We start from the raw sequence: 14,287 nt of genomic DNA on the forward strand, positions 1-14,287 counted from the left end.
GCCGATCGGCTAATTAACCCACTGGATAGTTAGTCGCGGTTGGGTAGGGATGTTGCGCCGACGTGTCACGGGTGTCAAGAGGTGGTGACGCGCGGGGGCCGCCGCGTTCAGTCCGCCGCGCGCTCCGCCGTCAGGTAGGCGATCACCATGTCGCCGAGCATGGTGCGGTAGTGCTCGCGCCGGTCGGGATCGACCAGGTCGCGGCCGAACAGCGCCCCGAAGGTGTGCCGGTTGGAGACCCGGAAGAAGCAGAAGGAACTGATCATCGCGTGCAGGTCGACCGCGTCGACGTCGGCCGTGAACAGCCCCGACTCCCGGCCCGCCGCCAGGATCCGGCGGATCACGTCCAGCGCCGGCGAGCCGATCCTGCCGAGTTTCTCGGAGGCGGCGATGTGCTCGGCGCCGTGGATGTTCTCGATGCCGACCAGTCGGATGAAGTCCGGGTGCTGCTCGTGGTGGTCGAAGGTCAGCTCCGCCAGCCGCCGGATGGCGGCCACCGGGTCCAGGTGCTCGACGTCGAGCCGCTGTTCGGCCTCGCGGATCACGCTGTACGCCCGCTCCAGCACGGCCGTGAACAGCTGCTCCTTGCCGCCGAAGTAGTAGTAGATCATCCGCTTCGTGGTGCGGGTGCGGGCGGCGATCTCGTCGACGCGGGCCCCGTCGTAGCCGGCCCGGGCGAACTCCTGCGTGGCGACGTCGAGGATCTCGGCCTGGGTGCGGGCGGCGTCACGGATGCGTCCGTGGGATCGTGCCGGTTCGTCGACGCTGGTCATCGGGTTCCTTCGGCCGCGGCGGGTGCTGCCGGTCGATTGTAGAAGGTCGGGTCTTCCCCCGGGCGGCGCCTTGCTGCTATGACTAACGTACTGGTTCGTACATTAAGGGGGTTCCCGGTGGCCCAGGACGCCAAGGACTCGTATCTCGTCGGGCTGATCGGCTCCGGCATCGGCCCGTCGCTCAGCCCGGCCCTGCACGAGCGGGAGGCCGACCGCCAGGGCCTGCGCTACCTCTACCGGCTCATCGACATCGACACGCTCGGCGTCCCGCCCGAGGCGGTGGGCGACCTGGTGCGCGCCGCCCGCGACCTCGGCTTCGACGGGCTCAACATCACCCACCCCTGCAAGCAGCTCGTCCTCGCCCACCTGGACGAGATCGCCCCGCGGGCCGAGGCGCTGGGCGCGGTCAACACCGTCGTCTTCGACGGCGGCCGGGCCGTCGGCCACAACACCGACGCCACCGGTTTCGCCGCCTCCTTCGCCCGCGGGCTGCCCGACGTACCGCTGGAGCGGGTGGTGCAGCTCGGCGCCGGCGGCGCGGGCGCGGCCGTCGCCCACGCCACGCTCACGCTCGGCGCGGAACGGGTCACCGTCGTCGACGCGCTGCCCGGCCGGGCCGCCGCCCTCGCCACCTCGCTCGAGCGGCACTTCGGGCCGGGCCGTGCGGCCTGCGCCGCCCCCGACCGGCTCGCGGAGCTGATCGCGCGGGCCGACGGCATCGTCCACGCCACCCCCACCGGCATGGCCGCCCACCCCGGCCTGCCGCTGCCCGCCGAGCTCCTCCACCCGGGACTGTGGGTCGCCGAGGTCGTCTACCGGCCGCTGGAGACGGAACTGGTGCGCACCGCCCGCGCGCTGGGCTGCGCCGTGCTCGACGGCGGCGGCATGGCCGCCTACCAGGCCGCGGACGCGTTCCGGCTGTTCACCGGGCGGGAGCCCGACAGCGCGCGGATGCTCGCCGACCTCACGGAGCTGGCCGGGGCCGGCACCGCGCCGCGAGGGGCCGTCACCGGGCCGCGGCAGGCCGCCGCCACGGCACCGGAGTAGACCGCCCCGGCCCGCACCACAACCGCCCCGGCCCGAAGCAGAGAGGTACCCGGATGCGTACGTCCATCGCCACCGTCTCCCTGAGCGGATCCCTCACCGAGAAGCTGAACGCCGCGGCCCGGGCCGGGTTCGACGGCGTGGAGATCTTCGAGAACGACCTGCTGGCCAGCCCCCTCGCCCCGGAGGAGATCCGCGCCCGCTGCGCCGACCTCGGCCTGACCATCGACCTGTACCAGCCGATGCGGGACGTCGAGGCCGCCCCGGCCGAGGAGTTCGCCCGCACCCTGCGCCGGGCCCGGCACAAGTTCGCGCTGATGCGCCGGCTCGGCGCGGACACCGTGCTGGTCTGCTCCAGCGTCTCCCCGCTCGCCGTGGACGACGACGCGCTCGCGGCCGAGCAACTCGCCCGGCTCGCCGACCTCGCCCAGGAGTCCGGCATCCGCGTCGCCTACGAGGCGCTCGCCTGGGGACGGCACGTCAATACCTACGACCACGCCTGGCGCATCGTCGAGGCCGCCGGCCACCCGGCGCTCGGCACCTGCCTGGACAGCTTCCACATCCTCTCCCGCAGCGGTGACCCCGAGGACCTCGAAGGCATCGGGGACATCCCCGGCGAGAAGATCTTCTTCCTCCAGCTCGCCGACGCGCCCCGCCTGGCCATGGACGTCCTGCAGTGGAGCCGCCACCACCGCTGCTTCCCCGGACAGGGCGGCTTCGACGTGGCCGGGCTGGTCCGGCGCGTCCTGCGCACCGGCTACAGCGGCCCGCTCTCCCTGGAGGTCTTCAACGACGTCTTCCGGCAGTCCGAGGCCGGCCCCACCGCCGTCGACGCCCAGCGCTCGCTGCGGATGCTCCAGGAACAGGTCGGCACCGCGGCGCCGCCCCCGGCCGTCGTCCCCACCGGCGTCGCCTTCGCCGAGCTGGTCACCCCCGACGCCCAGCCGGTCACCGCCCTGCTCGGCGCCCTCGGCTTCACCCGGGCCGCACGGCACCGCGGCAAACCCGTCGACCTGTGGCAGCGCGGCGAGGCCCGCGTCCTGGTCAACACCGGGCCCGCCGAGCGCCGCGGGGGCACCCGGCTCGCCGCCGTCGGCCTGGAGACCCCCGACCCCGCCGGTTCCGCCCGCCGCGCCGAGGCCCTGCTCGCCCCCGTACTGCCGCGCCGCCGCGCCCCCGAGGACGCCCCGCTGGAGGCGGTCGCGGCGCCCGACGGCACGGAGCTGTTCTTCTGCGCCGAGCGGGGCGACGCCCGCCACCCCGACTGGCGCGCGGACTTCGCGGACACCGCCCCCGCCGCGGCCGACGGCTGCCGCATCGACCACCTCGCCCTCACCCAGCCCTGGCACCACTTCGACGAGGCGGTCCTCTTCCACCACGGCGTCCTGGGGCTGAGCCCGCAGCAGAGCGTGGACGTCCCCGACCCCTACGGCCTGCTGCGCAGCCGCGCCGTCACCGACGACGCCGGCGCCGTCCGCATCGTGCTGACGGTCGGCGCCGCCCCCACCGACGACACCGCGCACGCCCAGCACATCGCGCTCGCCACCGACGACGTGGTCGCCGCGGCCCGCCGCTTCCGCGAGGCCGGCGGGACCCTGCTGCCCATCCCGGCCAACTACTACGACGACCTCGCCGCCCGGTACGAGTTCGCCGAGGGGGAGCTGGAGACCTACCGGGACCTCGGCATCCTCTACGACCGGGACGCGCACGGCGTCTTCCGCCACTGCTACACGCAGACCGTGGGCCGGGTGTTCTTCGAACTCCTCCAGCGCGACGGCGGCTACCGCGGCTACGGCGCCCCCAACGCCTCCGTCCGCCTCGCCGCCCAGCACGCCGCCCGGGTCCTCACGGGCGGTTGACGGTGCGGGTGACGCCCGCGACGACCGTCGTGGCGAGGATCCAGCCGGTGACGATCAGCAGATAGGCCAGCCACTGGTGGGCTCCCCGCGGCGCGAACGCCGTCTCCTGGCCGAAGGAGATGACCGGCAGCAGCAGGTCGAGGGTGTAGAACACCGGGTTGAACCCGGGTGCCTCGGACGGCTTCAGCGGCGCCGGGTGCTCCAGGCCGAAGGCGGCCGAACCGAGCGCGAGCAGCGACAGCAGCCACACCAGGGCCCGCAGCGGACGGAAGCCGTAGCCGACGGTCACGTCCTGCAGGTGCCCCCACGCGCGCCCGTACCAGGGCAGGGTGGTGCGGTGCCGGCGCTGCTTGGCGAGCTGCACGCGCCGGGCTGCCTCGTCGTCGCCGACCCGGCGGTAGGCGGCGGTGAGCTGCTCGTAGGCGTAGGGGACGTAGCCGTCGCCGTCGCGTTCCAGCATGGGCAGGCGGCGTTCGGCGGGGTGGTGCGGGACGAGCGCCGTGTAGGAGAGGTCGTTCAGGTACACCTCGTCGGGCACCATCTCCGGGTCCAGGCTCAGGCTGTCGATCCGGGCGCGCCGCAGCCGGAGCGCGCCCTCGACCCGCTCGCCGTCGAACAGCCACAGCTCCCCGATCACCGAGCTGGTGGCCCGCAGCGCGACACCGCCGGGCCGGGACAGGGACGCGTGCGCGAGGTCGAGGATGCCGGGTATGCGGGCGCCGCGCAGGTCGAGCAGGCCCCGGGCACGCAGGCACCTGGCGGTCACGCTCGTCCCGACGCCCAGGTTCTGCGCGTCCAGGGCCGTGCTCTCGCCCGCGTCCAGGACGGCGTCCCGGAGGTTGACCTGCCCCGCCACGGAGGTCCCGGTGAGCCGGACCGCACCGTGCGCGCGCAGCCCCGGCGCCCACAGGTCGGCGCCGAGGACCGCCTGGTTGAGCTGGAGGACCGGCCCCTCGGTGTCCGGGGACGCGCGGACCTCCGCGCCCTCCAGGTACAGGCTCCCCGCGATCTCCGCCCCGGACAGCCGCACCGTCCCGCGGAACCGGGCCCGGGTCATCCGCAGCACGCCGTCCACGCGCACCGCGTGGGCGACGAGCCCCGGCAGGGCGGACTCGCTGAGGTTCAGTTCCCGCAACCGGCAGCCGTAGAGGCGGGGCACCTCCTCGAAGTGGCAGTTCTTCAGCCGCACCGGCTGGTCGACCGTGGCGTACTGGAGGTGGAGGCCGCCGGTGATCCGGGCGCCGGAGAGGTCCAGGGAGGGGATCTCGCCGTTCTCCCGGGGCGCGGTGAGGAGGAGTGCGCGCAGCACGGCCGCCCGTACGGTGCGCTCCGGCCCCCAGCCGCCGCCCTCGCCGGCGTCCTCCTCGGGCGAGGTGCGGAAGTCCACGAACTCCCCGCGCGGAAAGGCCCGCCACACCCGTGCCTCGGCCGGGGTCAGATCGGTGCTCTCCATCAGGCGGGACTCTGACGTGCCGGCCGGGGGCTGTCAACCCGCCCCCGGCCGGCGCCCGTTCAGGGCCGGGTGTTCCACTCCGCGATCACCGGGCGACCGTGTTCCGTCGACAGCCGGCTCAGTGTCCCCGTCGCCAGCTGGAACAGCCGTCCCTCGGCGGGCGGCAGGCCCAGCCGGCGGGCGGTGAGCACCCGCAGGAGGTGGGAGTGGGCCACCAGGGCCACGTCGCCCTCGGCGAGGGCGGGCTCCACGCGGGCCAGCACGCGGTCGGCCCGCGCCCCGACCTGCTCGGGTGACTCGCCGTGCCCTTCGGCACCGGGCGGTACACCGTCCGTCCACAGGTCCCACCCGGGCCGGGTGCGGTGGATGTCCGCGGTGGTGATGCCCTCGTAGGCGCCGTAGTCCCACTCGTGCAGGTCCGCCTCGGGCACGGCCCCGGCCAGACCCGCCAGTTCGGCGGTGCGCCGGGCGCGGCCGAGCGGGCTGGTGAGCACCAGCGCGAACGGCCGGCCCGACAGGAGCGGGGCCAGGGATTTGGCCTGTTCCTCGCCGTGGGGGGTGAGGGGCAGGTCGGTGAGGCCGGTGTGCCGGCCCGACCGGCTCCACTCCGTCTCACCGTGCCGGACCAGCAGCAGATCCCCCATCGGGCGCCTACTTCTTGGCCGACTCGACGGCGTGGCCGCCGAACTGGTTGCGCAGGGCGGCGATCATCTTCATCTGCGGCGAGTCCTCCTGGCGGGAGGCGAACCGCGCGAACAGCGACGCGGTGATCGCCGGCAGCGGCACCGCGTTGTCGATGGCGGCCTCCACCGTCCAGCGTCCCTCGCCGGAGTCCTGCGCGTAGCCGCGCAGCCCCTCCAGGTGCTCGTCGTCGTCCAGGGCGTTGACGGCCAGGTCCAGCAGCCAGGAGCGGATGACCGTGCCCTCCTGCCAGGAGCGGAAGACCTCGCGGACGTTCTCCACGGAGTCGACCTTCTCCAGCAGCTCCCAGCCCTCGGCGTAGGCCTGCATCATCGCGTACTCGATGCCGTTGTGGACCATCTTCGCGAAGTGGCCCGCGCCGACCCGGCCCGCGTGCACCGAGCCGAAGTCGCCCTCGGGCTTGAGCGCGTCGAAGATCGGCTGCACCTTGGCGACGTTCTCGGCGTCACCGCCGTACATCAGCGCGTAGCCGTTCTCCAGGCCCCACACGCCGCCGGAGACGCCGCAGTCGACGAAGCCGATGCCCTTGGCGGCCAGCTCGGCGGCGTGCTTCTCGTCGTCGGTCCAGCGGGAGTTGCCGCCGTCCACGACGACGTCGCCGGGCTCCAGCAGCTCGGCGAGCCGGTCGATGGTGGTCTGGGTGGGCTCGCCGGCCGGGACCATCACCCAGACCACGCGCGGGCCCTTGAGGCTGCCCACCAGCTCTTCCAGGCTGTGGACATCCGCGACGTCCGGGTTGCGGTCGTATCCGATGACGGTGTGGCCCGCGCGGCGGATCCGCTCGCGCATGTTGCCGCCCATCTTGCCGAGACCGATGAGACCGAGCTGCATGGTTACTTCACTTCCTTGAGATCGCGGTAGGCCGCGACGAGGGCGGCGGTGGACGGGTCGAGGCCGGGTACGTCGGTGCCTTCGGTGAGGGCGGGTTCGACCCGCTTGGCGAGGACCTTGCCGAGTTCGACGCCCCACTGGTCGAAGGAGTCGATGTTCCAGATCGCGCCCTGGACGAACACCTTGTGCTCGTAGAGGGCGACGAGCTGGCCCAGGACCGAGGGGGTCAGTTCCGCGGCCAGGATCGTCGTGGTCGGATGGTCGCCCTTGAACGTGCGGTGCGCCACCTGCTCCTCGGGCACGCCCTCCGCACGCACCTCCTGGGCGCTCTTGCCGAAGGCGAGCGCCTGGGTCTGGGCGAAGAAGTTGGCCATCAGCAGGTCGTGCTGGGCGGCGAGCTCCCGGCTCAGCCCGGCCACCGGCCGGGCGAAGCCGATGAAGTCGGCCGGGATCAGCTTGGTGCCCTGGTGGATGAGCTGGTAGTAGGCGTGCTGCCCGTTGGTGCCGGGCGTGCCCCACACCACCGGGCCGGTCTGCCACTGCACGGGGCGGCCGTCGCGGTCGACCGACTTGCCGTTGGACTCCATGTCCAGCTGCTGCAGGTAGGCGGTGAACTTGGACAGGTAGTGCGAGTACGGCAGCACCGCGTGCGACTGGGCGCCGAAGAAGTTGCCGTACCAGATCCCCAGCAGGCCCAGGATCAGCGGGGCGTTGGCCTCGGCCGGGGCGGTGCGGAAGTGCTCGTCGACGATGCGGAAGCCGTCGAGCATCTCGCGGAAGCGGTCCGGGCCGATGGCGATCATCAGCGACAGGCCGATCGCCGAGTCGTAGGAGTACCGGCCGCCGACCCAGTCCCAGAACTCGAACATGTTGGCCGTGTCGATGCCGAACCCGGCGACCTTCTGCGCGTTCGTCGACAGCGCCACGAAGTGCTTGGCCACCGCCTTGTCGTCACCGTCCAGCCCGGCCAGCAGCCAGGCGCGCGCCGAGGTGGCGTTGGTGATCGTCTCGATGGTGGTGAAGGTCTTGGAGGCGATGACGAACAGCGTCTCCGCCGGGTCCAGGTCCCGCAGCGCCTCGTGCAGGTCGGCCCCGTCCACGTTGGACACGAAGCGGACCGTCAAGGAGCGGTCGGTGTAGGCGCGCAGCGCCTCGTAGGCCATCGCCGGGCCCAGGTCGGAGCCGCCGATGCCGATGTTGACGACGTTGCGGATGCGCTTGCCGGTGTGACCGGTCCACTCGCCCGAGCGGACCCGCTCGGCGAAGTCGGCCATCTTGTCCAGCACGGCGTGGACGGCGGGGACGACGTTCTCGCCGTCGACCTCGATCACCGCCTCCCGCGGCGCGCGCAGCGCGGTGTGCAGCACCGCCCGCCGCTCGGTCGTGTTGATCTTCTCGCCGCGGAACATCGCGTCCCGCAGCCCGAACACGCCCGTGGCGGCGGCCAGCTCCTGGAGCAGGGCGAGGGTCTCGTCGGTGACCAGGTGCTTGGAGTAGTCGATCCGCAGGTCACCGACGCGCACCACGTACCGCTCCGCGCGGGAGGGATCCGCGGCGAACAGCTCCCGCAGGTTCGGGTGGAGCATCGCCTCGGCCCTGTGGTCCTCCAGGGCGGTCCACTCCGGTCGCCGGGTGAGCTTGGGGGCATCAGACATGTGCGGGGATCTCCTTGGCGGCCTCGCCGTTCAGGGCGATGGCGTACATCTCGTCCGCGTCGAGGCGCCTGAGCTCCTCGGCGATGAGTTCGGAGGTGGGGCGGACCTTCAGGGCGAGGGTGCGCGGGGGCTGGCCCGGCAGGGACAGGGTGGCCAGCGGGCCCTCGGGCCGGTCGATGGCGATCTCGCCGCTCGCGGTGCCCAGGCGCACGCCCGTGACGACCGGGCCGGCGGTGTCCACCCGGTCGACCGGCACTCGCAGCCGGGCCTCCAGCCAGCGGGCCAGCAGCTCCGCGCTGGGGTTCTCCGGCTCGCTCTCCACGACCGCGGAGGTGACCTCCAGCCGGGCCTGGTCCAGGGCGGCGGCCAGCATCGAGCGCCACGGGGTCAGCCGGGTCCAGGCCAGGTCGGTGTCACCGGGCGCGTACGAGCGGACGCGGTCCTCCAGCGCCTGGAGCGGGCGCTCGACGGCGTACATGTCGGTGATCCGGCGCTGGGCCAGCGCGCCCAGCGGGTCCTTGGCGGGGTTCTCCGGCGCGTCCACCGGCCACCACACCACCACCGGGGCGTCCGGCAGCAGCAGCGGCAGCACCACCGAGTCGGCGTGGTCGGACACCTCGCCGTACATGCGCAGCACCACCGTCTCGCCGGTGCCCGCCTCGGAGCCCACCCGCACCTCGGCGTCCAGGTGGGAGCGGGTGCGGTCGCGGGAGGTGCGGGCGTGCCGCTTGATGACGACCAGGGTGCGCGAGGGGTGCTCGTGCGAGGCCTCCTGGGCCGCCTTCATCGAGTCGTAGGCGTTCTCCTCGTCCGTGACGATCACCATCGTCAGGACCATGCCCACGGCCGGGGTGCCGATGGCGCGGCGACCCTGCACCAGCGCCTTGTTGATCTTGCTTGCCGTGGTGTCGGTCAGGTCGATCCTCATGGCCTGCGCCAGCTCCGTCCGTCTCGTGCGAGCATCTCGTCGGCTTCCTCGGGTCCCCAGCTGCCCGAGGCGTACTGCGCGGGCCTGCCGTGCGTGGCCCAGTACTCCTCGACCGGGTCGAGGATCCTCCAGGACTCTTCCACCTCCTGGTGACGGGGGAACAGGTTGGCGTCGCCGAGGAGGACGTCCAGGATGAGCCGCTCGTACGCCTCCGGGCTGGACTCGGTGAACGACTCGCCGTAGGCGAAGTCCATCGACACGTCCCGGATCTCCATGGAGGTGCCCGGCACCTTCGAGCCGAACCGGACCGTCATGCCCTCGTCGGGCTGGACCCGGATGACGATGGCGTTGGAGCCCAGCTCCTCGGTCGCCGTCGTGTCGAAGGGGGAGTGCGGGGCGCGCTGGAAGACCACCGCGATCTCCGTCACCCGCCGGCCCAGCCGCTTGCCGGTGCGCAGGTAGAAGGGGACCCCCGCCCAGCGGCGGTTGTCGATGCCCAGCTTGATCGCGGCGTAGGTGTCGGTGGTGGAGGCCGGGTCGATGCCGTCCTCCTCCAGGTAGCCGCGCACCGGGGCACCGCCCTGCCAGCCGCGCGCGTACTGCCCGCGCACGGTGTGCTTGCCGAGGTCCTCGGGCAGCCGCACCGCCCGCAGCACCTTCAGCTTCTCGGTGAGCAGCGACTCGGCGTCGAAGGAGGCGGGCTCCTCCATCGCGGTCAGCGCCAGGAGCTGGAGCAGGTGGTTCTGGATGACGTCGCGGGCGGCGCCGATGCCGTCGTAGTAGCCGGCCCGGCCGCCGATGCCGATGTCCTCGGCCATCGTGATCTGCACGTGGTCGACGTACGAGCGGTTCCAGACCGGCTCGTACATCTGGTTGGCGAAGCGCAGCGCCAGGATGTTCTGGACGGTCTCCTTGCCCAGGTAGTGGTCGATGCGGAAGACCTGGTCGGGCTCGAACACCTCGTGCACGATCGCGTTCAGCTCGCGGGCACTGGTGAGGTCGTGCCCGAACGGCTTCTCGATCACCGCGCGCCGCCAGGCGCCCTCCGGCGCGTCGGCCAGCCCGTGCTTCTTCAGCTGCTGGACGACCTTGGGGAAGAACTTCGGCGGCACGGAGAGGTAGAAGGCGTAGTTGCCGCTGGTGCCGCGGGAGGCGTCCAGCTCCTGCACGGCGTCCTTGAGCTGCTTGAACGCGGTGTCGTCGTCGAAGTCGCCGGGGATGAACCGCATGCCCTCGGAGAGCTGCTGCCACACCTCCTCGCGGAACGGCGTGCGCGCGTGCTCCTTGACGGCCTCGTGGACGACCTGGGCGAAGTCCTGGTCCTCCCAGTCCCGGCGGGCGAAGCCCACCAGGGAGAAGCCCGGCGGCAGCAGACCCCGGTTGGCGAGGTCGTACACGGCCGGCATCAGCTTCTTGCGGGACAGGTCGCCGGTGACCCCGAAGATGACCAGCCCGGACGGGCCCGCGATGCGGGGCAGCCGGCGGTCGCGGGGGTCGCGCAGCGGGTTGTCCCACACGTCGGCCGGGACGGGGACGACGGGCTGTTCCTCCGCCGCCGGGGCGGCCTCGGGCGCCGTCCTGCCCGCTTCCTGGGCCGCGTCGCCCTGCCCGGTGCCGCCGGTGGTCTTCCTGCCCCGCTTGGCGGGCTTGGCCTTCCCGGCTTCGGCCGTCCCGGTCACCGCGGCCTCACCGGCCGCCGCTTGTGCAAGCTCCTCGCTCATTCCCCGTCCACTCCCTTGCTGTTCAGGGACTTCGCCACGGCGTCGAGCAGGTCCTGCCAGGCCACCTCGAACTTGGCGACGCCCTCGTCCTCCAGCTGCCGCACCACCTCGTCGTACGAGATGCCGAGCCGCTCGACCGCGTCGAGGTCGGCGCGGGCCCGGGCGTAGCCGCCGGTGACCGTGTCGCCCCGGACGTCACCGTGGTCGGCGGTGGCGTTCAAGGTGGCCTCCGGCATCGTGTTCACGGTGCCGGGGGCGACCAGCTCCTCCACGTACAGAGTGTCCCGGTAGGCGGGGTCCTTCACACCGGTGGAGGCCCACAGGGGGCGCTGCTTGTTGGCGCCCACGCCGGCCAGGGCGGTGAAACGGCCGCCCGTGAAGACCTCCTCGTAGGCCTCGTAGGCCAGCCGCGCGTTGGCCAGGGCCGCCTTCCCCTTCAGGGCGAGGGCCTCGTCGGTGCCCAGCAGCGTCAGCCGCTTGTCGATCTCGCTGTCGACGCGGGAGACGAAGAAGGAGGCCACGGAGTGGACGGCGGACAGGTCGTGCCCGGCCGCCCGCGCCTTCTCCAGGCCGGCGAGGTAGGCGTCCATGACCTCGCGGTAGCGCTTCAGGGAGAAGATCAGCGTCACGTTCACGCTGATGCCGGCACCGATGACCTCGGTGATGGCCGGCAGGCCCGCCTCGGTCGCCGGAATCTTGATCATCACGTTGGGGCGGTCGACCAGCCAGGCCAGCTGCTTGGCCTCGGCGACCGTGCCCCTGGTGTCGTGCGCCAGGCGCGGGTCGACCTCGATGGAGACCCGGCCGTCCCGGCCGCCGCTCGCCTCGAACACCGGCTTGAGCACGTCGGCGGCGGCGCGGACGTCGGCGGTGGTCATCATGCGCACCGCCTCGTCGACGGTGACGCCGCGCACCGCCAGGTCGGCGAGCTGCTCCTCGTAGCCCTCACCGGAGCCGATCGCGGCCTGGAAGATGGAGGGGTTGGTGGTGACGCCGACGACGTTCCTCGTCCCGATCAGTTCGGCCAGGTTGCCGGACTCGATCCGCTTGCGGGACAGGTCGTCCAGCCAGATGGACACGCCCTCGTCGGACAGGCGCTTGAGTGCTCCCGCGGACGCGGATGCTTCGGACACAGTGATCATCTTCTTTCTGGCGGTCGGATCAGTCGCGGGCGGCGGCGAGGGATTCGCGCGCCGCGGCGGCGACGTTCTCGGCGGTGAAGCCGTATTCGGTGAACAGGGTCTTGGCGTCGGCGGAGGCGCCGAAGTGTTCCAGGGAGACGATGCGCCCGGCGTCGCCCACGAAGCGGTGCCACGTCAGGCCGATGCCGGCCTCGACGGCGACCCGCGCCCGCACGGACGGCGGCAGGACGCTCTCGCGGTACTCGCGCGGCTGCTCCTCGAACCACTCCACGGACGGCATCGACACCACCCGGGTGGCGAACCCCTCCGCCTCCAGCCGCTCGCGCGCGGCCACGGCGAGCTGCACCTCGGAGCCGGTGGCGATCAGGACGACGTCCGGGGCGCCGGTGGAGGCGTCCGCCAGGACGTACCCGCCCCTGGCCGCGTCCGGGTTCGGCTCGTAGGTCGGCACGCCCTGCCGGGTCAGCGCCAGGCCGTGCGGGGCCGGGCGGGTGGAGTGCCGGCGGAGGATCTCCGCCCAGGCGACGGCGGTCTCGTTGGCGTCGGCCGGGCGGACGACGTTCAGGCCCGGGATGGCGCGCAGCGAGGCCAGGTGTTCGACCGGCTGGTGGGTCGGGCCGTCCTCGCCCAGGCCGATGGAGTCGTGCGTCCACACGTACGTCACCGGCAGCTGCATCAGGGCCGACATGCGCACGGCGTTGCGCATGTAGTCGGAAAAGACCAGGAAGGTGCCGCCGTAGACGCGGGTGTTGCCGTGCAGGGCGATGCCGTTCATCTCCGCGGCCATGGAGAACTCGCGGATGCCGAAGTGGACGGTGCGGCCGTAGGGGTCGGCCTCCGGCAGCGGGTTGCCCTCCGGGAGGAAGGAGGACGTCTTGTCGATGGTGGTGTTGTTCGAGCCGGCCAGGTCGGCGGAGCCGCCCCACAGTTCGGGCAGGACCGGGCCGAGCGCCTGGAGCACCTTGCCGGACGCGGCGCGGGTGGCGACGGACTTGCCGGGCTCGAACACCGGCAGGGCGTCCTCCCAGCCCTCCGGGAGCCGGCCGGCGACCACCCGGTCGAACAGTTCGGCACGCTCCGGCCGGGCGCTGCGCCACGCGGCGATCCGCTTGTCCCAGGCGGCGTGCGCCTCGGCGCCCCGGTCCAGGGCCTTGCGGGTGTGGGCGAGCACCTCGTCGGCGACCTCGAAGGTCTTCTCCGGGTCGAAGCCGAGGACGCGCTTGGTGGCCGCGACCTCGTCCTCGCCCAGCGCCGAGCCGTGCGCGGCCTCGGTGTTCTGCGCGTTCGGGGCGGGCCAGGCGATGATCGTGCGCATCGCGATGATCGAGGGGCGCTCGGTCTCGGCCTGCGCCGCCTTCAGTGCCGCGTACAGCGCGTGGACGTCGATGTCGCCGTTCTCGGCGGGCTCGATGCGCTGGGTGTGCCAGCCGTAGGCCTCGTACCGCTTCAGCACGTCCTCCGAGAACGCGGTGGCGGTGTCGCCCTCGATGGAGATGTGGTTGTCGTCGTAGAGGAAGACGAGGTTGCCGAGCTTCTGGTGGCCGGCCAGGGAGGACGCCTCGGCGGAGACGCCCTCCTGGAGGTCGCCGTCGGAGACGATCGCCCAGACGGTGTGGTCGAAGGGGGACTCGCCCGCGGGCGCGTCCGGGTCGAACAGGCCGCGCTCGTAGCGGGCGGCCATCGCCATGCCGACGGCGTTGGCGACGCCCTGGCCCAGCGGGCCGGTGGTGGTCTCCACGCCCGCGGTGTGCCCGTACTCGGGGTGACCCGGCGTCTTCGAACCGTGGGTGCGGAACGCCTTCAGGTCGTCCAGCTCCAGCTCGTAGCCGGCCAGGTAGAGCTGGGTGTACAGCGTCAGCGAGGTGTGGCCGGGCGACAGGACGAAGCGGTCACGGCCCGTCCACTCCGGATCGGCGGGGTCGTGCCGCATCACCTTCTGAAAGATCGTGTAGGCGGCCGGGGCCAGGCTCATCGCCGTGCCCGGGTGGCCGTTGCCGACCTTCTGCACGGCGTCGGCCGCGAGAATGCGGGCCGTGTCGACGGCACGCCGGTCGAGTTCGGTCCATTCGAAGCTGTCCGGTGTCTGCGTGCTCATCTTCAAGAAGTCCTCGATCGCAGCGGGATACCTGGTCTGACGTGTTCAAACTTAAAAGTCAGACTTTTTGAGGGGAAGGTCGTG

At 72.5% G+C, this 14,287-nt stretch carries 11 protein-coding genes; 2 read left to right on the plus strand and 9 right to left on the minus strand.

Annotated features, from left to right (window positions below; genetic code table 11):
- Positions 1–107: 107 nt before the first annotated feature.
- Positions 108–773: a TetR/AcrR family transcriptional regulator gene (locus tag ACSU6Z_RS25505; protein ID WP_437049062.1), complete on the minus strand. Its 666-nt coding sequence runs from the start codon at positions 771–773 to the stop codon at positions 108–110.
- 78 nt (positions 774–851) lie between these two features.
- Between ACSU6Z_RS25505 and ACSU6Z_RS25510 the strand changes: the two genes are divergently transcribed.
- Both ACSU6Z_RS25510 and ACSU6Z_RS25515 read left to right on the plus strand, forming a co-directional pair.
- On the plus strand, positions 852–1,820 hold the full coding sequence (locus ACSU6Z_RS25510; RefSeq protein WP_437049064.1) for a shikimate dehydrogenase: 969 nt from the start codon (positions 852–854) through the stop codon (positions 1,818–1,820).
- A gap of 53 nt (positions 1,821–1,873) precedes the next feature.
- Positions 1,874–3,676 carry a bifunctional sugar phosphate isomerase/epimerase/4-hydroxyphenylpyruvate dioxygenase family protein gene (locus ACSU6Z_RS25515; protein ID WP_437049066.1) on the plus strand — a complete coding sequence of 601 codons (1,803 nt, stop codon included), beginning with the start codon at positions 1,874–1,876 and terminating at the stop codon, positions 3,674–3,676.
- Here ACSU6Z_RS25515 and ACSU6Z_RS25520 read toward each other — a convergent pair.
- The 8 genes from ACSU6Z_RS25520 to tkt are packed head-to-tail and all read right to left on the minus strand — an operon-like array spanning position 3,663 to position 14,203.
- Positions 3,663–5,129 carry a membrane-associated oxidoreductase gene (locus tag ACSU6Z_RS25520; RefSeq protein ID WP_437049067.1) on the minus strand — a complete coding sequence of 489 codons (1,467 nt, stop codon included), beginning with the start codon at positions 5,127–5,129 and terminating at the stop codon, positions 3,663–3,665. The genes ACSU6Z_RS25515 and ACSU6Z_RS25520 overlap by 14 nt on opposite strands.
- A 59-nt stretch (positions 5,130–5,188) precedes the next feature.
- Positions 5,189–5,773: a histidine phosphatase family protein gene (locus tag ACSU6Z_RS25525; RefSeq protein WP_437049069.1), complete on the minus strand. Its 585-nt coding sequence runs from the start codon at positions 5,771–5,773 to the stop codon at positions 5,189–5,191.
- Positions 5,774–5,780: 7 nt separating this feature from the next.
- Entirely contained in the window at positions 5,781–6,662 is an 882-nt protein-coding gene (gnd, locus tag ACSU6Z_RS25530; protein ID WP_437049071.1) for a phosphogluconate dehydrogenase (NAD(+)-dependent, decarboxylating), read from the minus strand.
- 2 nt (positions 6,663–6,664) lie between these two features.
- Complete coding sequence (pgi, locus tag ACSU6Z_RS25535) at positions 6,665–8,317, minus strand: glucose-6-phosphate isomerase (RefSeq protein WP_437049072.1); 1,653 nt, start codon at positions 8,315–8,317, stop codon at positions 6,665–6,667.
- Positions 8,310–9,245: a glucose-6-phosphate dehydrogenase assembly protein OpcA gene (gene opcA / locus ACSU6Z_RS25540; protein WP_437049074.1), complete on the minus strand. Its 936-nt coding sequence runs from the start codon at positions 9,243–9,245 to the stop codon at positions 8,310–8,312. Before opcA ends, pgi begins: the two co-directional genes overlap by 8 nt.
- Positions 9,242–10,966 (minus strand): glucose-6-phosphate dehydrogenase, encoded by a 1,725-nt coding sequence (gene zwf / locus ACSU6Z_RS25545; RefSeq protein ID WP_437049075.1) that lies wholly within the window; start codon positions 10,964–10,966, stop codon positions 9,242–9,244. The genes opcA and zwf overlap by 4 nt, the downstream gene beginning before the upstream one ends.
- Complete coding sequence (gene tal / locus ACSU6Z_RS25550; protein ID WP_437049077.1) at positions 10,963–12,108, minus strand: transaldolase; 1,146 nt, start codon at positions 12,106–12,108, stop codon at positions 10,963–10,965. Before tal ends, zwf begins: the two co-directional genes overlap by 4 nt.
- A 19-nt stretch (positions 12,109–12,127) precedes the next feature.
- Complete coding sequence (gene tkt, locus ACSU6Z_RS25555) at positions 12,128–14,203, minus strand: transketolase (RefSeq protein ID WP_437049079.1); 2,076 nt, start codon at positions 14,201–14,203, stop codon at positions 12,128–12,130.
- Positions 14,204–14,287 lie beyond the last annotated feature (84 nt).

It is taken from the genome of Streptomyces sp. enrichment culture (assembly GCF_964273145.1).
Classification (GTDB): domain Bacteria; phylum Actinomycetota; class Actinomycetes; order Streptomycetales; family Streptomycetaceae; genus Streptomyces.